This window comes from Pseudomonas sp. Leaf15 (assembly GCF_001421425.1).
GTDB classification, from domain to species: Bacteria; Pseudomonadota; Gammaproteobacteria; order Pseudomonadales; family Pseudomonadaceae; genus Aquipseudomonas; species Aquipseudomonas salomonii.
On record NZ_LMKI01000017.1, the window covers coordinates 22,434 to 42,364 of the forward strand.

A 19,931-nucleotide genomic window follows, 5' to 3' on the forward strand; every position below is an offset into this window, starting at 1 on the left:
GCCTTCAGAAGTTGTGTAGATACCTATGCTGCGATGACGGCAGGTCAGTCAGCCTTGTGTTGCCTGGCACACCGCAATCGCAGGCAAGCCAGCTCCCACAGGTGGATATTCACTTGCCTGGACCTAACTCACCAAACTGCGCAACGCGCTGATCTGCGGGATCTCCACCCGGCGCATATACACGCGCAACGGCTCGGTGATGTTGATACGGTCATCGATATTCTGGTCCAGCAGCAACTGCAGGCGCTCGCGCGACAGGGTCATGGTGTGGTCGGCGGCCGGCAGCCAGACGAATTCTGCGGTGGGGATGATGCCGTCATCGGCCACGTCCATGCCGAAGGCGTCTTCGCTGAAACGCACGATGTAGTGGCCGGTTTTGCGGTTCAGGCCGACAAAACCCTGGAGTTGGTCGGCGGCCTGGCAGATAAGTTCGGAAGTGATGCGCATGGTAAACCTCACTGAAAAGTCCCACAGGGACTGGAAAGATGGTTTACACGCGTGGCAGAAATTACTGCCCTCTGACGGGGCAGCTTCAGCCAAGAATACTGCAACGCAGCACAAAAAAGCCCAAAAATAGCCTCGTGAGTACCTTAATGTCGGTTTGGTGATAGCGCCTTTCGCAATCAATTGTTAAAAAGGACGCCTTCTCAAAGTTACCTCCACGAAAGGACTTCGCATATGCCTGTAACGTTTACCAAGAGCGCCCTGCTGCTCGCTCTGATGCTCGGCCTTGGTCAGGCACAGGCTGCCGACCCGATCAGCCCGGCTGAATTGGCGACAAACGAAGGCATTCCGTACCCGGCTGTCATTGCTCACCGTGGCGCATCCTACGACGCCCCCGAATCCACCGCCGCTTCCTACAAGCTCGCCCGCGACCTGGGTGCCGACTACCTGGAAATGGACCTGCAACGCAGTAAAGACGGCGTGCTGTTCGCCTTGCACGACAACAACCTGCAACGCACCACCGACGTGGCCACCAAGTTCCCCGAGCGTAAAGACGCCCCGGCCAACGAGTTCACCTGGGCCGAACTGCGCACCCTGGACGCCGGCAGCTGGTTCAACGCCGCTTACCCGGACCGCGCCCGCCCGGCGTTTGTCGGCCTGAAAATCCAGAGCCTGGACGAGATCATCAAGATCGCCGAAGGCAACCCGCAGCACAAACCTGGCCTGTACATCGAGACCAAGGAGCCCAAGCAGTTCCCGGGCATCGAAGCCGATCTGAAAAACAAGCTGCTGGATAAAGGCTGGTTGAGCTCCGCCGGTTCCAAGCTGGGCAAAAGCAACACCGGCGTGGGCCAGGGAAGAGGCCGCGTGGTGCTGCAGACGTTTGAAAAAGACAGCTTGAAAGAGCTGCAAAAAGAAATGCCCAACACCCCGAAAATCCTGCTGTTGTGGGTCGGCCCAGGCAGCATCGAGCCTAAATCGGCACAAACCTTCGCCGAATCCGGCGAAACCACCAAGGCCGCCTACTACGCCAAGCAAGAGCCAAAAGACGCCGCCGAGTTCGAAAAATGGGTGGACGAAGCCAAGAGCCTCGGCGCCATCGGCACCGGCCCTTCGGCCGAGCTGACCAACCATGGCGACCAGAGCTACACCGACCTGGTCAAACCTGAAATGAACAAGCTGACCCACGACAAGGGCCTGCTGGTGCACGTCTACACCGTCGATGAGCCAGTAGACTTCGAAAAAGTCATGAAGGCCGGCGTTGACGGCATCTTCACCAACCGCGCCGCCGAACTGCTGAAGTTCTACAAGCGCTGGCCTTCGTCGAGCGTGCAGGACCTGCTCAAGGACAACGGCTACTGAGTGAAACCCGAATGGTCAGGTCGCCTGTGGTTGGGGCATGACTACGGCCTGATCTTCGGCGAGCTGGGGCGTACCGCGCCCCATGCGCACTATGCCCATCAGTTGGTGTTGTGCCCCGGCAAGCCGGTCACGGTAAGCCTTGATGGCCGTGTCACCACGGCCCATCGCCTGTTTATACCGTCACTCCAGCCCCACGCCATTCTCGCCAGCGACGGTGACGTGCTGGTGCTGTATGCCGAACCCGCCGCCTTTGCCGCCCCGATCCTGGAACGTCTACTGCTGGACGCGCAGCCGTGCCTCGAGACGCTGCAATCGCAACTGGGCCAGCTACCCCGGCGTGCCTTCATCGACCCGCGCGTGGAACGGGCACTGGCGGCCCTGGATCAACAGCTTGCCGGCAAGGTTTCAGCCCAGGCATTGGCCGAAGCCGCGCACCTTTCATTGAGCCAGTTGGAACGCCTGTTCACCCATCAGTTGGGCGTGCCCGTGCGCCGCCTGGTGGTATGGCGGCGCTTGCGGGTAGCGCTGCAATTGGCCCTCGGCGGCAGCACGTTGACCGAGGCCGCCCACGCGGCGGGGTTTGCCGACTCGGCGCACTTTTCGCGCACCATGAAGCAGTTGTTTGGGGTGACGGCCGGCGCGTCATTGCGTCAGTTGGACGTGCGGCTGCTAACGTAGCGCGTCCGGCAACGGCGGTTCTTTGCTCAAGCGCGCCGGCATGAACGGGTCACGTATCTGCGCCGCATACGCCACCGGAAAGTCCGGCCGGCTGCCAATACCGAGATCGCCAGGCCCCATGTGATAGTGCTCGCGATAAAACGCCGTGCCCAACAACCAGTCCCATAGATTGAAGAACAAACCGAAATTCACATCCCCGGCCCGCCCGTACTTCATGTGATGAAAACGGTGCACCGGCGCCCAGGCGAATACCCAACGCAATGGCCCTAGACGCATATCGACGTTGGAATGCTGCAACAACAGCTGGATCGCAATCGCCAGGGCCAGCAACTGCGCAACCTCCACTGGAATACCCAAGAGCACCAGCGGCAGCAACCCCGCCGTCGCCTCCAGCATCTGATGCAAAGGGTGTTTCATCAGCCCATTGAACCCATAGAGCCTTTGCACACTGTGGTGCACCGCATGCAGGCGCCAGAGGGGCGCAACGCGATGGCTGGCGTAATGCATCAGGGTAATGCCGGCATCGGCCAACACGATCGACAGCAGCAGTTGTGCCCACACCGGCCAGCCGCGTGGCCAAATGCCTTCGAACGCCAACAGCGCCGTGAGCCCCGGCAGCATCAACAGGCCCAGGGCATTCAGGCTCTCGTTGACCAACGCGTGGAGCGTGTCCCGGCGCCGGTCCCCGAGGCTGCGATTCCATTGCGGTTCATAGGGCAGCCATTGCTCCATCACAAATGACACGGCCACGGCTGTCGCAAATACCACCACCAGCCAACCGGGTTTCCACAGCCCCCAGGCTAAAAAACCCACCAGGAATACAGGCGCGTAAAGCCAAGCCACTAAACGTTTCATCCGAGTCTCCCTTCCAGTGAGCCCCCAGCATGAAACCCGCCACACGCAGCGAATTGAACAAACGGCGCAACCGTTTGAATTAATTAAGGGTGAATTAAGTTGCGCTCGATAACCTGAGGCCACTTAAACAGCTCACCGAAGAAGGACACACACTATGAAAACCCTGACCGCCCTGTTCGCCGCCACCGCCCTGACCCTGACTGCCGGGTTGGCCCAGGCGGATGTTCGCCCGGACCACATTGAAGGTTTGCTCAAGTCCGGCGCCGTGATGCCGTTCGAAAAACTCAACGCCGCCGCCGTGGCCAAACACGCCGGTGCCAGCATCACTGACACCGAGCTGGACCACAAAAATGGTGTACTGGTGTACGAAGTTGACCTGACCGACACCGCCGGCAAACGGTTTGAAGTGAAGCTCGACGCCAAGACCGGCGCCGTACTGGAAGACAAACTGGACACCTGAGTCATAGTTTAAAAAAACCGCGCCACGTTTAAAGTGGCGCGGTTTTTTTATGCCTGCTCGCCAGCCATCACGGAGGGTTAATCAAATTACACCGACAAAGCGCAGGCCTGCGCCTGGAAACCCGCTGAGCGAGTTTTCAAACTGTCACAAAATCGTCATCCCAGCTTGCAATGATTCGCCCACGCGAACCTGTGAAACGTCCTACAGGCGCTTTCTCTGCGAGCCGCCATGAACCACAGCATCGACCACAGCCACCAGGATCCCGATCTGTTTGGCTTGCTTTACGGTTTTCGTTTTCGGCCCGGTGAAAAGGGCGAGCAGATTGATTCAGCGACCGCGCTGGCCGCGTTAAAAGCGCCGCAAGACCCGGAAGAATTCCTGTGGCTGCACCTGAACCTGGCCCACGCCGCCTGCGAGCGCTGGATGCAGGCGAACCTGTCATTGCCCGACGAGTTTTTCGAAGCCCTGCACGAAGGCTCGCGCTCCACGCGTATCGAACACGTCGACTCGGCCTTGCTGGCGGTGGTCAACGACGTGGTGTTCAACTTCAGCAGCATGGTTTCGTCGGATATCTCCACCCTGTGGGTGTGCGCTCGCAGCCGTTTGCTGGTGAGCGCACGCCTGCAACCGTTGCACTCGGTGGATAAACTGCGCTCGTCGGTAAAGGCCGGTGAACGCTTTCGCTCGCCATTGGAGCTGCTGGTGCATTTGCTGCGCGACCAGGGCGAAGTGCTCACGCAGATCGTGCGTAAAACCAGTATCAGCGTCGACCATATCGAAGACCAGTTGCTGTCCTCACGCCTGTCCACCAACCGCGCCGAACTGGGGGCTGCGCGCCGGGTGCTGGTGCGCCTGCAACGCCTGCTGGCACTGGAGCCGGGCTCGCTGCTGCGCCTGCTGAACCGCCCGCCGCAGTGGCTGCAAAAAGAGGACGTGAAGGAGTTGCGCAAATCCACCGAGGAGTTTGCGCTGATCATCAACGACCTCACGGCCCTGGGCGAACGCATCAAGTTGTTGCAGGAAGAAATCGCCGCCAACCTCAACGAACAAAGCAACCGCACGCTGTTCACCCTCACGGTGGTGACGGTACTGGCGTTGCCGATCAATATCATCGCCGGTTTTTTCGGCATGAACGTGGGCGGCGTGCCGCTTTCCACCGACCCGGAAGGGTTCTGGATCCTGGTAGCGCTGGTGGCAACGTTCACCTTGATTGCCGGGCGCTGGGCGTTCCGTAAACGCAAAGATTACTAACCCTGAAATACGGTCAAAATGTGGGAGCTGGCTTGCCTGCGATAGCGGTGTATCAGGCATTGAAAAGTTGGCTGATAGATAGCCATCGCAGGCAAGCCAGCTCCCACATTGATTGCACTCTGCCATTAGCTTTGCGGGGTTTTATAGATCAACGGTAGGCTCAATTCCTTAAACACTGACCTGCCGCAGCATCTCTGTAACATTCTGCAATGATCATCAGGAGCATCCTCAACACACTGGATGCTCCGGCATGGCCACCCCTTCCCTGACTGCTTCCAACACCGCCACACCCGCAGACCCCAAACCACGGCTGGATACGAAACCCGGCCTGCTCACGGTGATCATGTTCTTCGCCGTGCTCGCCATGGGCTTGTTGTTCACCGCCTACAGCCTGATGCACGACATGCACGAACTGGGCACGGTGGTCACCACCTGGACGCCGTTCCTGCTGCTGGGCGTGGCGCTGTTGATCGCCCTGGGCTTCGAGTTCGTCAATGGTTTCCACGACACCGCCAACGCCGTGGCGACGGTGATCTACACCAACTCGCTGCCGCCGCATTTTGCAGTGGTGTGGTCGGGTTTTTTCAACTTCCTCGGCGTGCTGCTGTCCAGCGGCGCGGTGGCATTCGGCATCATCGCCTTGTTGCCGGTCGAGCTGATTTTGCAGGTCGGTTCCTCGGCCGGCTTCGCCATGATCTTTGCGCTGCTGATCGCGGCGATCCTGTGGAACCTCGGCACCTGGTGGCTGGGCCTGCCGGCCTCGTCGTCGCACACTTTGATCGGCTCGATCATCGGCGTCGGCGTCGCCAATGCCCTGATGCACGGGCGTGATGGCACCAGCGGTGTGGATTGGGGCCAGGCGACCAAGATCGGCTATGCCCTGCTGCTCTCGCCATTGATCGGTTTTGCGTTTGCCGCCCTGCTGTTGCTGGCCCTGCGCGCCTTTGTCAAAAACCGTTCGCTGTACAAGGCGCCCAAGGGCGACACCCCGCCGCCGTGGTGGATTCGCGGCGCGTTGATCGCCACCTGCACCGGTGTGTCGTTCGCCCACGGCTCCAACGACGGGCAAAAAGGCATGGGCCTGATCATGCTGATTTTGGTGGGTACGCTGCCGATGGCTTACGCGCTGAACCGCACCATGCCTGCCGACCAGTCCCTGCAATTTGCGGCAGTCGCGGAAGTCACCCAGGCCGCGCTGGTCAAGTCGGCGCCGCAACCGGCCCCGGCCGATTCACGCGCGGTCCTCTCGACCTACGTGCGCACCAAGGAAGCGACCCCGGAACTGGTGCCTGCACTCGCCGCCATCACCGGCCATATCGGCGCAGAAGTAAAAGGCTACGGCTCCCTCGCCGCCGTGCCGGCCGAAGCCGTCGGTAACGTGCGAAACGACATGTACCTGACCAGCGAAAGCATCCGCTTGATGGACAAGGGCAAGGTCGGCAACTTCGACGCCGACACCCAAGGCAAGCTCAAATTGTTCAAAGACCAGATCGACGCGTCCACGCGCTTTATCCCGCTGTGGGTGAAGATCGCCGTGGCCATCGCGCTCGGGCTGGGCACCATGGTCGGCTGGAAGCGCATCGTGGTCACGGTGGGCGAAAAGATCGGCAAGACCCACCTGACTTACGCCCAAGGCGCTTCGGCCGAGACGGTGGCGATGCTGACCATCGGTGCGGCGGATATGTTCGGGTTACCGGTGTCGACGACCCATGTGTTGTCGTCGGGTGTGGCAGGCACCATGGTGGCCAATGGCGGTGGCTTGCAGATGAAGACCATCCGCAATCTGCTGATGGCCTGGGTGCTGACGTTGCCGGCGGCGATTCTGCTGTCGGGCAGCCTGTACTGGCTGTTCACCAAACTGTTCTGACCTGACACCGTTGATCGTTCCCACGCTCTGCGTGGGAATGAAGCCCCGGACGCTCCGCGTCCCAAAGCGTGACGCAGAGCGTCACAAGAGGCATTCCCACGCAGAGCGTGGGAACGATCCTTAGTGGCTGAACAGCCCAGCCATGGCCTTCAAGCGCTTTTTGTAGATCCGCCGCGCCTCCAATGCTTGCTCCAACGTCACCGCCACAAACCCCGCCCGCTGGTTCGGCTGCATCTGCCCGATCAAGTCCAGGTCGGCACTGATCACTGTGCCGATCATCGCGTAGCCGCCACCCGACACCGCATCGCGGTGCAGCACAATCGGTTCCAACCCCGCGGGCACCTGGATCGAACCGATCGGGTAGCAACTGTCGACGATATTCGAGGGATCCGAGCCCGCGCCAAACGGTTGTTCGCGCGCCTGAAAACTCAAGGCACTGCCACCCTTGAAGCGATAGCCGATGCGATCCGCCTCGGAGCCCACTGTCCACGGTTCGGCGAAAAAGCTGCTTTTTGCCGCATCCGTCAGGCGCTCGTAATACAGCCCCGGCACCACGCGCAGGGTCACGTCGCCACCGACCGAACGGCGTAAGGCCATGGGCAAACTATTGCCCGCGCGGCCTGTTCCACTGGCGTCACCGATCGGCAGCTCATCGCCTTCCTGCAAGCGTCGCCCTTCAAACCCACCGAGCGCGCCGAGGGTGTACGTCGAGCGGCTGCCGAGCACCAGCGGCACGTTGATGCCACCGGCCACCGCCAGGTACGTGCGCGCACCGGCCTTGGGAAACTCAAAGCGCAGCACTTGCCCGGCGCGGACCTGAAAGGCGGTGTCCTGATGCACCACTTCGCCGTCCAGACGCGGCGACATCAGCGCACCACTGAGCGCCACCAATGCATCCTGGCGAAACTCCAGTTCCGGGCCGATCAGCGTGCATTCCAGACCCGCCGCACCGGCTGGGTTGCCGACCAAATGGTTGGCCGCACTCAACGCGTACTGATCCAGGGCGCCCGAAGGCGGAATGCCCAGGTGGTAATAACCTTCACGGCCCAAGTCCTGCACGGAGGTGGCGAGGCCGGGTTTGAGCACCTTGATCATGCCAGCGCCTCCTGCAGGGTTTTCGGGTAGCCGATGGGGTCGGCGAGAAACGCATCCAGGGAAAACTCCACCGGGCGGATACGCAGGTCGAAACGCCCTGCCTCCACTTCGGCCACCGCCAGGTCGTAGGCGTCGCGGTCCATCGGTTTGAACTGCACGATGTCACCCGGGCGGAAAAACACCATGTGTTCCTTGAGGTACGCCAACTGCTGCGCCGGGTCGTAGATCGGCGCCGGGGTCACGCCAAACATCTGGTAACCACCCGCGCCGCGCACCGAGTAAATACATCCAAAACAACCGCCATGGCCGAGGGTCAGTTTGGGCGTGTCGGTGCGCGGGCGCAGGTACTTGGGCACCTGCAATTGTCGCTCGCGCTCGACCATCTGGAACATGAACGGCAGGCCCGCCACAAAGCCGACCATCGACACAAACCACGGCGCGCCACTGTGAGCGGCGATAAACGCGTCCACATCGGCCAGGCCGTTGATGCGTGCGGCGTATTCCAGGTCGGTGCCGCTGGGGTCTTGGTGGCGGTCGCGAAAGCGCATCAGGGTTTCGTGGGTCCAGGGATCGTTGTAGAGCACCGGAATTTCGATGATGCGCGTGTGCAAGGTGCGTTCGGCCACGGCCTGGGCTTCGGCGCTTTGCACCGCGTCAAGCAACACATGCGGCGCGATGCGGTCGGGGTCGAAGCGAATCTGGAACGATGCATTGGCCAGGCACACGTCCAGCACGCCCTCCAACGCCAGGCGCTCCACGGCGCGGGTCACGGCCATGCCTGTGAAAAAGGCTTCCAGGGACATGCTGTCGCTGACCTCGGCAAACAGGTGTTCATCACCGCCGAAGCTGTAGCGGATGGGGGACGTTTGAGCCATGTCTGTTCCTCTTGGAATCATTGTAGAAAGGCAGGCAAAAAGTGCTGTTTGGATATCTTTATTGGGTTCTTATTGAGGTGATCTGACTTCAATCCCGGCCTGGTCGAGGGCTTCGCGGGTGGCTTCCACCAACTCCAGCGCACCGGGCGTGTCGCTGTGCAGGCAGATGGAATCGAATTCGATCAACAGGTCTTCGCCTTCTACGGTTCGCACCCGGCCGGTCTGACAAGCACGCAGGACACGCGCCGCAACGGTTGCAGGGTCATGTGCGCGCACATTGCGGGTAAACACGATGGAGCCGCTCAAGTCGTACTCACGGTCAGCGTAAAACTCGCGCACCACCGGTTGCCCCAACTCCTTGGCCACGCGCCAGATCACCGAGTTGGGCATGCAATAGAGCAACAGCGTCGGCTCGATGATTTGCAGGTTCTGCACCAGCAGCCGCGCGGCTTCTTCGTCGCGGGCCAAGTGCATATAGAGCGCGCCGTGGGGCTTGATGTGTTGCAAGACCAAACCTTGGGCGCGGGCGATTTCGCGCAGCGCGCCGAGCTGGTAGAGGATGTCGTCCACCAGTTCGTGGGCCGGGGCGTTGATGTGCCGACGGCCGAACCCCACCAGGTCACGAAAGCCCGGATGCGCGCCAATGCCCACACCCAGTTGCTTGGCGCGCTCGACGGTGCGGCGCATGGTGCCGGGGTCGCCGGCGTGGAAGCCGGTGGCGATATTGGCCGAGCTGATATAGGCCATCAGGTCAAAGTCGACGCCATCGCCGATGGTCCAGGGGCCGAAGCCTTCGCCCATGTCCGAATTGAAATCCACTGCCTGCATCGAGGTCGCTCCGCCAAAAGAAGATGACTGAAAGTAGGCTGGGGCTTGACCCCTTGGGAAGATCTATTATCAGATGGCCCATCTTCTGAAAATCAGATACCCAAAGATCGTTCCCACGCTCCGCGTGGAAATGCAGCCCGGGACGCTCCGCGTCCCAAAGCGTGACGCGGAGCGTCACAAGAGGCGTTACCACGCAGAGCGTGGGAACGATCGGAGACCCAAAGAGCGTTCCACAAAGATCGTTCCTACGCTCTGCGTGGGAATGCAGCCCAGGACGCTCCGCGTCCCAAAGCGTGACGCAGAGCGTCACAAGAGGCGTTACCACGCAGAGCGTTGGAACGATCGGAGACCCAAAGAGCGTTCCACACAGATCGTTCCCACGCTCCGCGTGGGAATGCAGCCCGGGACGCTCCGCGTCCCAAAGTGTGACGCAGAGCGTCACAACAGGCGTTACCACGCAGAGCGTGGGAACGATCGGAGACCCAAAGAGCGTTCCACAAAGATCGTTCCCACGCTCTGCGTGGGAATGCAGCCCAGGACGCTCCGCGTCCCAAAGTGTGACGCAGAGCGTCACAACAGGCGTTACCACGCAGAGCGTGGGAACGATCGGAGAAAGCCATGTCCCTGACCCTGCGCCAAGTGCGCTACTTCGTCGCCACTGCCGAAATCGGCCAGATTTCCCAGGCCGCCATTCACCTGAACATCTCCCAGTCGGCGGTGACCACCGCGATCAAGGAGCTGGAGGCGATGCTTGGCGTGCAACTGTTCGTGCGCTCGGCCCAGGGCATGAACCTCACCGACGCCGGGCGGCATTTTCTCAACCGCGCCTATGTGATCGTGCGCAGCGTGGACGACGCCCTCAACAGCCCGCTGCCCGACTACCGCGCCAGCGGCGTATTGCGCATAGCGGCCAGCTACACGGTGTTGGGTTACTTCCTGCCCCACCACCTGCAACGCATGCAGCACTGGCACCCGGACGTGACCATCGACGTCTTCGAGCAGGAACGCCAGGCCATCGAACACGGCCTGCTCGACGGCCAGTTCGACATGGCCGTGGTGCTCACCGCCAACCTCACCCACCCGGATATCATCTCGGAAATTCTGTTCAATTCGGAACGCCGTCTGTGGCTGCCCAGCCATCACCCATTATGCGAACGCGGTGCCGTGAGCCTGGCAGATGTGGCGCAAGAACCTTACATCCTGCTGACCGTCGACGAAGCCGAGCACAGTGCCATGCGCTACTGGGAACAGGCCGGGCAAACGCCCAACGTGCGGCTGCGCACCAGTTCGGTGGAGGCGGTGCGCAGCATGGTCGCCAATGGCAGCGGCGTGGCGATTTTGTCGGACCTGGTGCACCGGCCGTGGTCGCTGGAAGGCAAGCGCATCGAAACCCTGACCGTTACCGACCCGGTCACGCCCATGAGCGTCGGCCTGGCCTGGCACCGCGAGCGCGCATTCACCCCGGCGATGCAGGCGTTCCGCGATTACTTCCACGACGCCTTCCTGGCGCCGCAGCAGTTGTCAGCGCGGCGTTAAATATGGGCCTGCAAGGTCGCCGCCAGCCACTCCATGAACACCCGCACCCGCAACGGCAAATGCCGCTGGCCGGCGTAGAGCATGGAGACGTCCAGGGGCGGCGCGAGGTAGTCCGCCAACACCGAAACCAACTCGCCACGGGCCAATAAATCGCGAACGCCGAGCAGCGGCACCTGGATAATCCCCAAACCGCCCAGACACGCCGCCTGGTAGGCATCGGTGCTGCTGACGGTCACGCGCCCGGCCATGGCCACGCGCAGCACCTTGTTGCCTTGCAGGTATTCAAACCCGGCCGAGCGCGCACCGAGCGGGCGCACGTAGTGCACCAGTTGATGCTGCGCCAGGTCGGCAAGGGTTGCGGGCATGCCATAGCGTTGCAGGTACGCGGGGCTTACGCAGTTGACCATCGGCATGCTGCAGACCTTGCGTGCAACCACGCTTTGGTCGGGCTGCGCGCCCACGCGCACCACGCAATCAAAGCCCTCAGCAATCACGTCCACCTGGCGATCCGAACTGCTGATTTCCATCTCCACCAGCGGGTGGCGCGCCATGAACGACGGCAGCTGCGGCATCACCACGCCGCGCGCCATGGCATTGGGCATGTCCACCCGAATGCGCCCGGCCAATTGCGCTTCATCCTGGCGAAACAGGCCTTCGAGCTCTTCCATGTGCGCGAGCAAATCCTTGCTGCGCTCATACAGCACGCGGCCGTCCTGGGTGGCTTGCACGGTGCGCGTGGTGCGCTGCAACAGGCGCGCGCCCAGCAACGCTTCCAGCGCCTGCACATGCTCGGACACGGTGGAGCGCGGCAGGCCCAGGCTCTCGCCGGCCTGGGTGAAACTCGACAGCTCGGTGACGCGCACGAAGGTGCGCAACAGCTCAAGTTTGTTCATGGGATTGTTCGCCTTATCCGGCCAGTGATTCCGATATCAGCCTGTTTATCACGTTACGGGCGGACAAATACACTCAGTCCCACTGATCACCCAATGAGGACTACCCCATGACTCGTAAAATCGCACTTATCACCGGCGCCAGCCGTGGCCTGGGCAAAAGCGCCGCTTTGCACCTCGCCGCCCAGGGCGTGGACATCATCGGCACCTACCACAGCGCCGCAACCGAGGCCCAAGCGGTGGTGGCACAGGTTGAAGCGCTGGGCGGCCGCGCCGCCATGCTGCAACTGGACGTCAGCCAGAGCGGCAGCTTCGAGGCTTTTGTCGGGCAAATCGCTACGGTGCTCAAGGACGTTTTCGCCCAGCAACGTTTCAATTTCCTGATCAACAACGCGGGCATCGGCGCTCACGCCAGCTTTGCCGACACCACGGAAGAGCAGTTCGACAAACTGGTGGCCATTCACTTCAAGGCGCCGTTTTTCCTCACCCAGAAACTGCTGCCGCTGATCAGCGATGGCGGGCGCATCATCAACATCTCCAGCGGCCTGGCGCGATTCAGCCTGCCGGGCTACGCCGCCTATGCGTCGATGAAAGGCGCCGTGGAAGTGCTGTCGCGTTATCAGGCCAAAGAACTCGGCCCGCGTGGCATCACCGTCAACACCCTCGCACCTGGCGCGATTGCCACCGATTTCAGCGGCGGCGCAGTGCGCGATAACCCGCAGCTGAATGCGATGGTGGCCAACAATACTGCCCTGGGCCGTGCCGGTTTGCCGGACGATATTGGCGGCGCCATTTCGAGCCTGCTGGCCGATGGCAGCAACTGGATCACCGGGCAGCGCATCGAAGCCTCGGGCGGCATGTTTCTGTAAGCATTCTGCGCTAGCATCAATGCCTTCAGATCACTGACGGGCAATCACCGATGAGTTTTGATCCAGGCTTGGCCGGCGGCATGGGCGTATTGGCCGCCGTAGTCGACAGCGGCAGCTTTGCCCGCGCCGCCAACAGCCTGGAGATGACGCCTTCGGGGGTCAGCCGGGCAATTTCCCGCCTGGAAAAACGCCTCGGCATTCGCCTGTTCGACCGCACCACCCGCTCGGTGCAATTGACCGACGAGGGGCGACGTTTCTACCAGGAAATCGCCCCGCTGTTGGCCGGGCTGCAAGAGGCGGCCAATTCGGCGGCCGACAGCGCCCTTACCGTGCGCGGGCGTTTACGGGTGAACATCGACCCGTATTTTTCGCGACTGGTACTCGGTCCAGTACTCGGCGACTTCATGCGCCAATACCCGCAACTGCAACTGGACCTGCACACCCGCGACCAACTCGGCGACCTGGTGGCCGACGGCTTTGACTTGGCCATTCGCTTCGGCATCCCACAGTCCTCCTCGCTGATCGCACGCAAGCTGATGGAAGTGCGCGTGCTCACCGTGGCCTCCCCCGCTTACCTCGAGCAATACGGCCGACCGACGATCCCGCAAGACCTGGAAACCGGGCACATGTGCCTGGATTTTCGCGACTCGCAAACCGGTCGCCCGTTTGCCTGGGAATTCCATCGCCCCGGCGAGCAAGTGATGGTGCGCACCAACGGTCGCCTGGTGGTCAACGACGCCAGCACCTTGTACAGCGTGTGTGAACACGGGCATGCCGTGGCGCAGATGCTCGACCTCGGCCTGGACTCGGCAATCCAGGCCGGCAGCCTGGTGGAGCTGTTTCCCGACTGGCCGGACGAGCGTTTCCCGTTGTACGCCTATTACCCGTCGCGGCACTTGCCCGCCGCCAAGGTGCGGGCATTTCTGGAGTTTGTGGCCTCGCTCAAGCTTGGCTAGGTACACGGGACTGTACGAATTTTTCCCGCAGCACGTCATACCCCCAGTGGTACAGGTAGGTGTACGGCAGGAAGAACAACAGCACACCGATGTCGAGGATGAAGGCTTCCAACAGGCTGATCTTCATCAACGCAGCAATTAATGGCACCGCCAGGATGATCAGGCCGCCTTCGAACAACAGCGCATGCACCACACGAGTCCAGCCACCGCTGGTCAGTTGCAGGCGGGTTTTGAGGCGGTCGAACAAGCTGTTAAAAATCACGTTCCAGCTCAGCGCCAACAGGCTGATGCCCAGGGTCACCGCGCCCATTTCCAGGGCCGGCCTGCCGGTGATCCAGACCAGCAGCGGTGTACAGATCAACAAGGCCAGCCCTTCAAAACCAATGGCCTGGCACACACGTTCAGTAATCGACTTGGTAGGGTTCATGACCCGGCTCCTTGAGTGACGATGGTTGCCATGATTACCCGTTGACTCGATACTTCATAACTAATAACCATCGATAAAGGCGATAGTCATGGCCTCCAATGAAGTGCTGCAGGCGTTTGTGCAGGCGGCTACCCAAGGCTCTTTTTCGGCGGCGGCGCGCAAGCTGGGTAAAAGCCAGTCCACCGTAAGCGCGGCCGTGGCGAGCCTGGAGATTGACCTGGATGTGGTGCTGTTTGACCGCAGCAGTCGCAAGCCGACGCTCACGCCAGCCGGCCATGTGTTGTTGCAGCGCGCCGAGCAGGTGCTGGAGGCCAGTAGCCGCCTGGAGCTGACGGCGAGCCAGTTGTCACAGGGTTTGGAACCCAAGCTGACCATCGCCATGTCCGATACTTACCAGTCCGACCGCTTTGAAGTCGCCCTCAAGGCCTTTGAACAGCGCCACCCGGACCTTGAGCTGGAATGCCTGATCGCCGAATGCGAAGACCTGATCGCCCTGGTGCAAAGCGGCCGGGCGCAGATTGCGTTTATCGAAAAACAAGACACTTACCCGCCCGACCTGACCGGCGCGCCGGTCGAAGAACGTACCGAAATTGCCCTGTTCGCGGCGCCCACGCACCCGTTGGCCAAGCTGAAGAACATCCCGGCGCAGACCTTGCAGCAACACCGCGAATTGCGCCTGGCCAGCATCATCAACCCCACCGAAACCCGACCGAGCGGGCGGGTATGGTCGGCGCCCAGTTACTTGATGCTGATGGAGATGGCGCAGCTGGGGTTTGGCTGGGCACCGATTCCGCGCTGGTTGGTGGAGCGTTTTGGCGGCGACCACCTGGTCGAACTCAAGGCCCGCAGCTGGCCGCGCTCGGTGGCGGTGGATGCGCTGTGGTCAAGGCACCACCCACCGGGGCCGGCGGGGAGTTGGTTGCTGGGCAAGATGCTGGAGTGATGACCTCCAAACAATGAAGATCAAAACTGTGGGAGCGGGCTTGCTCGCGAATGCGGAGTGTCAGTAGATACATCTGGCACTGAAACACCGCATTCGCGAGCAAGCCCGCTCCCACAGTTTGCCCTGCGCTTATCCGGGAGATTTGAGTTCGGCCAGGCGGCGTTCGAGGAAGCGTTTTTCTGGGGTTTGCTGGGTGAGTGAGAGCGCTTTTTCATAGGCTTCCCGCGCGTCTTCAACCCGCCCCAACTGCCGGCAAAACTCCCCGCGTGCCGAGTGCGCCAGGTGATAATCCAGCAACTCCCCGCGCTGCAAAATACCCTCCACCAATTGCAACCCCGCCAACGGCCCCTGCCCCATTGCCACCGCCACCGCCCGGTTCAGCTCGATCACCGGCGACGGCACTTCGCGCAGCAACACATCGTAAAGCCCGACAATTTGCAGCCAGTCCGTGTCTTCAGCGTCGGGCGCTTCGGCATGCACCGCCGCAATCGCCGCTTGCAGGCAATACGGGCCAAAGCGTCGTGTATTCAATGCCTGCTCCACCAGCGCGCAGCCTTCAGCAATCAAGGACGCGTCCCACACTGCGCGGTTCTGTTCATGCAATAACACCAACTCACCGTCGGCCGAGGTGCGCGTTGCTCGGCGCGACTCATGCAGCAGCATCAGCGCCAGCAGGCCCATGACTTCCGGTTCGGGCAGCAACTCCAGCAGCAAGCGCCCCAAACGAATGGCTTCGCGGGTCAGGTCTTCGCGGGTGAGGTCGGCGCCCATGGACGCCGAATAGCCCTCGTTGAACACCAGGTAAACCACGCGCAATACGCTGTCCAGACGCTCGGGCAACGCGTCCAGGGTTGGCACCTGATAGGGGATTTTTGCTTCGCGGATCTTGCCCTTGGCGCGCACGATGCGCTGGGCAATGGTGGTGGGCGTGGCCAGAAAGGCGTGGGCGATTTCTTCGGTGGTGAGGTCGCAGATCTCGCGCAAGGTCAGCGCCGCTTGGGCGTCGGGCGCCAGCGCCGGGTGGCAGCAGGTGAAGATCAGGCGCAGGCGGTCGTCTTCCACGTCTTCCTCACTCCATTCAGCCGCTTCCAGCGTGTCGGCCTGCTCCTGTAATAACGGGGTGAAACGTGCCTGACGGCGCAGGCGGTCGATGGCTTTGAAGCGGCCGGTGGAGACCAGCCAGGCCCGAGGATTGTCCGGCACACCGTCTTGCGGCCAGCGCTGCATGGCAATTAAAAACGCCTCGTGCAGCGCCTCTTCAGCCAAGTCGAAATCACCCAGCAAGCGAATCAGCGTCGCCAGTACGCGGCGTGATTCACTGCGGTAAATCGCCTCGACCTGCGGGGTCAATCGGGCATGCCCTGGGTCACCAGCGTCACCAGGCGGTCGAGGCTCTGGCCCCAGCCGTCGTGAAAACCCATGGCTTCGTGGGCCTGCTTGTCGGCTTCGCTCCAATGCCTGGCGCGGGCGGTGTAGCGGGTCTTGCCGTCGACGGCTTCGAAGGTCACTTCGGCGGTCATGAACGGCTTACCCGACGGGACCCAGCCAGGCGCATAGGCATCGGTAAACACCAGCCGGCTCGGCGCCTGGATTTCCAGGAACACGCCGGAGGTCGGGTACTCGGCGCCATCCGGCGCACGCATCAAGGTGCGAAACAGGCCACCGACCCACAGGTTCATTTCGCACTCCGGCGTGGTCATGCCGTGTGGCCCCCACCATTGCTGCAACAGCTCGGGCGTGGTCCAGGCGCGAAACACCTTGCTTGGCGGTGCGTCGATCAGACGGCTGATGGACAGTTCAAATTCAGCGGGTTGGGTATTCATGGGTAAACCTCCTGTCTTGTGGTTGTTGTGTTCAGAGATTCAATTGACGCACGGGGCGCACTTCCACACTGCCGACCCGCGCCGCCGGTATGCCGCCAGCGACCTGGATCGCTTCGTTCAGGTCCTTGGCCTCGATCAGGTAAAACCCGGCGAGTTGCTCCTTGGTTTCGGCAAACGGCCCGTCGGTGATCGACAGCTTGCCATTGCGCCTGCGCACGGTGGTGGCGGTGCTCACCGACTCCAGCGGCTCGGCGGCGAGCATGCGGCCGCTGGCCTGGACGGCCTCGGCGTAGGCAAAACACTCCGGGTCCGCAGGGCTGTCGGGCGAGGTGTGCAGCACCTCTTCGTCGCTGTAGATCAGGCAGAGGTATTTCATGGCGCTCTCCGTTTTCGGACTACTGACTATAGTTCGTGGCGGTCAAGGTTTCAGGTCGAACAATGCCGTGCCGCTTTCCATGTCGAACGGCGCCGACCAGTGCTCATGCACCACCTTCCACTGCCCGTTGATACGCTGGTAGCCGGCAGTCACGCGCATCCAGCACGCCTTCACCACACCCTCCGGCCCGGCGCCGCCGCAGTGCGCCAGCCAGTGGGCAAACGCGCTGTCGGGCGCCTCGACGATATGCAGCTCATGAAACTCGAAAATGCCTGGGCCAGGGCAATGCTTCATACATTCATCCCAATGGGCGCGGTAGGCGGCTTTACCTTTGAATTGCAGTGCGGTGACGGCATCGAACGAGACGATATCGTCGGCGTAATAGCTGACAATTTTTTCGATATCACGATCAAGTATGGCTTGTTTCCATTGCTCGATCAGGGTGGTGATTGCAGTGCTCATGGCGATACTCCTGGGGGTTGGAAATCACAAAGGACACCCTTAGTCGAACGGCCTCAGCGCAAATCGACAGGCCACTGAAAAATAATTTTGCCTGCGGCAAACCCGCTAGAATCCCCACCTCTTTGTAGGATTTCGGATGCGCCCCCGATGGAAACCCGCCTCGTCGCCTATGAGACGCTGAGCCTTGTGCAAAAACAGCAGCTCGACACCCTGCAAGTGCACCCCGAGCAACTGGCGTATTCCGGCGATATCTACTGCGCGCTCAACAGCCTGCTGGTCAACCCCAAGCCCGGCGCAATCAAAGGCTTTGCCCTGCTGGCCGACGAAACGCCCGTGGCCTTCCTGCTGCTCAAACGCCCGCCCTGCCTGCCCCATTGGGCCGATGAACACAGCGCCACGCTGCATGCGTTGCAGGTGGACCGGCATCAGCAGGGGCGCGGGTTTGGCAAAGCGTGTTTGCAAGCATTGCCGGCGGCGGCCCTGCAGGCGTGGCCGCAGATCAAGGCGCTGGAGTTGTCGGTGGACACGGACAATGTGGCGGCGATGGGGTTGTATCTGGCGGCTGGGTGGGTGGACAGCGGGGAGGCGTATAAGGGGCGGGTTGGGTATGAGCGCCGATTGGCGTTAGTGTTTTGAACGATAAGGAGGTGGTGAAGATGCTGACAACCCTCGAACAACTCGAAACCCTCTACGGCCTCCCCCACGAGCGGGCGGTGCGCAAGGAGATCGCGTTTCTCAACGAGGATTACCAGGCCATGGTGCGGGCGTCGCCCCTGGTGGTGGTGAGCTCATCCGGGCCGGACGGCATTGACGGCTCGCCGCGCGGTGATGTGCCGGGGTTTGTGCGGATTGTGGATGAGCGCACCCTGGCGATCCCGGATCGGCCGGGCAATAACCGGGTCGATACGTTGCGCAATCTGCTGCAAGACCCACGCATTGCCTTGCTGTTCATCATTCCGGGCATTGGCGAGACGTTGCGCGTCAATGGCCGCGCGCAGATTTCCATCGAGCCCGAGTTGCTGGAGAGTTTTGCGGTAAATGGCAAACCGGCGCGCTCGGTGATTCTGGTACAGGTGGAGTCGGCGTTTTTCCACTGCTCCAAAGCCTTTGTGCGCTCGGATTGCTGGAACCCCGAGAAGCACCTGGACCGCTCGGCACTGCCGTCGGCCGGGGCGTTTCACAAGCGGCTCAATGCGGGGCAGTTTGATGCCGAGGCCTATGACCGAGAGATGCCGGAGCGGGTCAAAAACACGCTGTATTGATACGTCTGGCGGCGCCGTCTTGTCGGCGCCGCCAGCACCGCCGTCAGCCCTTTTCGCCAACCGGCAGCCAGATCTCCACCGTCCCCGTGCCCTTGCGCGCGTCGAAATCGGCGCTGTAGCGTTCGAAATCCGCGCCCATCACCTTGTAGCCCGAGTGCGGCAACCACTCGAACATGATGCGTTCGTAGGTTTGCTCAAGTGCCTGCACCGGCCCGTAATGCGGGAACACGGCATAGTTGAGCGGCGCAATTTCGATAGATTCAAAGTTGCTCGGCACGTCGCTTTTAGTCGGGACTTCAACCCCGGCCATGTAGTCGAATTCACCATGGTGGGGGTTATGGCACACACCATACGTCACGCGCCCGACGCGCTTCTCAATGTCTTTGATGCAGGTGTCGAACAATTCCCACAGCTTTGGGATATCACCCACTGTGGCCTTTGAATAACGCCCTTGCACTCCAGCGATTACCAGGGCTTTACCGGCTTCCATGCGTGGCTCTAACGGTAGTTTTGCCTGCTGATCCATACGAACAGTCTCCTTCTTATGAGGGAACAAACCCGCGTCGAGTATAGGGGCATATCCACGCTTCACTCCAAGTAGAAATTTTTCCTACGCATCTGGACAACTGGCCATCATCGACCGTATTGTCTGCCCCGCAGGCCACCGCAGTG

At 61.4% G+C, this 19,931-nt stretch carries 23 protein-coding genes; 11 read left to right on the forward strand and 12 right to left on the reverse strand.

Translation table 11 applies throughout. The annotated features are described in order from the left end of the window. Positions 1-123 precede the first annotated feature (123 nt). On the reverse strand, positions 124-447 hold the full coding sequence (locus ASE80_RS14895) for a DUF2025 family protein (RefSeq protein WP_056859595.1): 324 nt from the start codon (positions 445-447) through the stop codon (positions 124-126). A gap of 231 nt (positions 448-678) precedes the next feature. On the opposite strand from ASE80_RS14895, the gene ASE80_RS14900 reads away from it, so the two are divergent. Continuing rightward, a complete protein-coding gene (locus ASE80_RS14900) occupies positions 679-1,806 on the forward strand; it encodes a glycerophosphodiester phosphodiesterase (RefSeq protein WP_056859596.1) in 1,128 nt (375 codons plus the stop codon). Continuing rightward, entirely contained in the window at positions 1,807-2,484 is a 678-nt protein-coding gene (locus ASE80_RS14905; RefSeq protein ID WP_056859597.1) for a helix-turn-helix domain-containing protein, read from the forward strand. It begins immediately after the preceding gene. On the opposite strand, the gene ASE80_RS14910 is transcribed toward ASE80_RS14905, so the two are convergent. Continuing rightward, the gene (locus tag ASE80_RS14910; protein WP_056859598.1) at positions 2,476-3,339 is read right to left on the reverse strand and encodes a sterol desaturase family protein; all 864 of its coding nucleotides are present in this window, start codon (positions 3,337-3,339) and stop codon (positions 2,476-2,478) included. The two genes, ASE80_RS14905 and ASE80_RS14910, sit on opposite strands and share 9 nt — an antisense overlap. 154 nt (positions 3,340-3,493) lie before the next feature. On the opposite strand from ASE80_RS14910, the gene ASE80_RS14915 reads away from it, so the two are divergent. The 3 genes from ASE80_RS14915 to ASE80_RS14925 all read left to right on the forward strand — a co-directional run bounded on the left by ASE80_RS14915 (position 3,494) and on the right by ASE80_RS14925 (position 6,917). Beyond that, on the forward strand, positions 3,494-3,799 hold the full coding sequence (locus ASE80_RS14915; RefSeq protein WP_017137880.1) for a PepSY domain-containing protein: 306 nt from the start codon (positions 3,494-3,496) through the stop codon (positions 3,797-3,799). Between the two features lie 228 nt (positions 3,800-4,027). Beyond that, on the forward strand, positions 4,028-5,050 hold the full coding sequence (locus ASE80_RS14920; protein WP_017137881.1) for a transporter: 1,023 nt from the start codon (positions 4,028-4,030) through the stop codon (positions 5,048-5,050). A gap of 250 nt (positions 5,051-5,300) precedes the next feature. After that, positions 5,301-6,917, forward strand: a complete 1,617-nt coding sequence (locus tag ASE80_RS14925; RefSeq protein ID WP_056859599.1) for an inorganic phosphate transporter — start codon at positions 5,301-5,303, stop codon at positions 6,915-6,917. 120 nt (positions 6,918-7,037) lie between these two features. Here the strand turns inward: ASE80_RS14925 and ASE80_RS14930 are convergent, their stop codons facing one another. The 3 genes from ASE80_RS14930 to ASE80_RS14940 all read right to left on the reverse strand — a co-directional run bounded on the left by ASE80_RS14930 (position 7,038) and on the right by ASE80_RS14940 (position 9,715). Beyond that, positions 7,038-8,012 carry a biotin-dependent carboxyltransferase family protein gene (locus ASE80_RS14930; protein WP_056859600.1) on the reverse strand — a complete coding sequence of 325 codons (975 nt, stop codon included), beginning with the start codon at positions 8,010-8,012 and terminating at the stop codon, positions 7,038-7,040. Then, the gene (locus tag ASE80_RS14935) at positions 8,009-8,887 is read right to left on the reverse strand and encodes a 5-oxoprolinase subunit B family protein (protein WP_056859601.1); all 879 of its coding nucleotides are present in this window, start codon (positions 8,885-8,887) and stop codon (positions 8,009-8,011) included. Before ASE80_RS14935 ends, ASE80_RS14930 begins: the two co-directional genes overlap by 4 nt. A gap of 69 nt (positions 8,888-8,956) precedes the next feature. Beyond that, positions 8,957-9,715 carry a 5-oxoprolinase subunit PxpA gene (locus tag ASE80_RS14940; protein ID WP_056859602.1) on the reverse strand — a complete coding sequence of 253 codons (759 nt, stop codon included), beginning with the start codon at positions 9,713-9,715 and terminating at the stop codon, positions 8,957-8,959. 618 nt (positions 9,716-10,333) lie between these two features. On the opposite strand from ASE80_RS14940, the gene ASE80_RS14945 reads away from it, so the two are divergent. Then, entirely contained in the window at positions 10,334-11,251 is a 918-nt protein-coding gene (locus ASE80_RS14945) for a LysR family transcriptional regulator (RefSeq protein ID WP_056859603.1), read from the forward strand. Here the strand turns inward: ASE80_RS14945 and ASE80_RS14950 are convergent. Continuing rightward, a complete protein-coding gene (locus tag ASE80_RS14950; RefSeq protein WP_056859604.1) occupies positions 11,248-12,144 on the reverse strand; it encodes a LysR family transcriptional regulator in 897 nt (298 codons plus the stop codon). The genes ASE80_RS14945 and ASE80_RS14950 overlap by 4 nt on opposite strands. 107 nt (positions 12,145-12,251) lie before the next feature. On the opposite strand from ASE80_RS14950, the gene ASE80_RS14955 reads away from it, so the two are divergent. Together ASE80_RS14955 and ASE80_RS14960 are read left to right on the forward strand one after the other, a co-directional pair. Then, on the forward strand, positions 12,252-13,010 hold the full coding sequence (locus tag ASE80_RS14955) for an SDR family NAD(P)-dependent oxidoreductase (protein WP_056859605.1): 759 nt from the start codon (positions 12,252-12,254) through the stop codon (positions 13,008-13,010). Between the two features lie 50 nt (positions 13,011-13,060). After that, the gene (locus ASE80_RS14960; RefSeq protein WP_056859606.1) at positions 13,061-13,966 is read left to right on the forward strand and encodes a LysR family transcriptional regulator; all 906 of its coding nucleotides are present in this window, start codon (positions 13,061-13,063) and stop codon (positions 13,964-13,966) included. On the opposite strand, the gene ASE80_RS14965 is transcribed toward ASE80_RS14960, so the two are convergent. Next, positions 13,953-14,393: a multidrug/biocide efflux PACE transporter gene (locus ASE80_RS14965; protein ID WP_056859607.1), complete on the reverse strand. Its 441-nt coding sequence runs from the start codon at positions 14,391-14,393 to the stop codon at positions 13,953-13,955. The two genes, ASE80_RS14960 and ASE80_RS14965, sit on opposite strands and share 14 nt — an antisense overlap. A gap of 88 nt (positions 14,394-14,481) precedes the next feature. On the opposite strand from ASE80_RS14965, the gene ASE80_RS14970 reads away from it, so the two are divergent. Further along, positions 14,482-15,336, forward strand: coding sequence for a LysR family transcriptional regulator (locus ASE80_RS14970; RefSeq protein WP_056859608.1), 855 nt, complete (start codon positions 14,482-14,484; stop codon positions 15,334-15,336). A gap of 129 nt (positions 15,337-15,465) precedes the next feature. Here the strand turns inward: ASE80_RS14970 and ASE80_RS14975 are convergent, their stop codons facing one another. The 4 genes from ASE80_RS14975 to ASE80_RS14990 are packed head-to-tail and all read right to left on the reverse strand — an operon-like array spanning position 15,466 to position 17,997. Then, positions 15,466-16,686: an RNA polymerase sigma factor gene (locus ASE80_RS14975; RefSeq protein ID WP_056859609.1), complete on the reverse strand. Its 1,221-nt coding sequence runs from the start codon at positions 16,684-16,686 to the stop codon at positions 15,466-15,468. Beyond that, positions 16,683-17,159 carry an SRPBCC family protein gene (locus tag ASE80_RS14980; protein ID WP_056859610.1) on the reverse strand — a complete coding sequence of 159 codons (477 nt, stop codon included), beginning with the start codon at positions 17,157-17,159 and terminating at the stop codon, positions 16,683-16,685. The genes ASE80_RS14975 and ASE80_RS14980 overlap by 4 nt, the downstream gene beginning before the upstream one ends. 31 nt (positions 17,160-17,190) lie before the next feature. Beyond that, complete coding sequence (locus tag ASE80_RS14985) at positions 17,191-17,535, reverse strand: YciI family protein (RefSeq protein WP_056859611.1); 345 nt, start codon at positions 17,533-17,535, stop codon at positions 17,191-17,193. 42 nt (positions 17,536-17,577) lie between these two features. After that, a complete protein-coding gene (locus ASE80_RS14990; RefSeq protein WP_056859612.1) occupies positions 17,578-17,997 on the reverse strand; it encodes a YybH family protein in 420 nt (139 codons plus the stop codon). 147 nt (positions 17,998-18,144) lie between these two features. On the opposite strand from ASE80_RS14990, the gene ASE80_RS14995 reads away from it, so the two are divergent. Next, entirely contained in the window at positions 18,145-18,633 is a 489-nt protein-coding gene (locus ASE80_RS14995) for a GNAT family N-acetyltransferase (protein ID WP_056859613.1), read from the forward strand. Between the two features lie 20 nt (positions 18,634-18,653). Beyond that, entirely contained in the window at positions 18,654-19,259 is a 606-nt protein-coding gene (locus ASE80_RS15000; RefSeq protein ID WP_056859614.1) for a pyridoxamine 5'-phosphate oxidase family protein, read from the forward strand. A gap of 43 nt (positions 19,260-19,302) precedes the next feature. Here the strand turns inward: ASE80_RS15000 and ASE80_RS15005 are convergent, their stop codons facing one another. After that, positions 19,303-19,785 (reverse strand): GyrI-like domain-containing protein, encoded by a 483-nt coding sequence (locus ASE80_RS15005; protein WP_056859615.1) that lies wholly within the window; start codon positions 19,783-19,785, stop codon positions 19,303-19,305. Between the last annotated feature and the right edge of the window lie 146 nt (positions 19,786-19,931).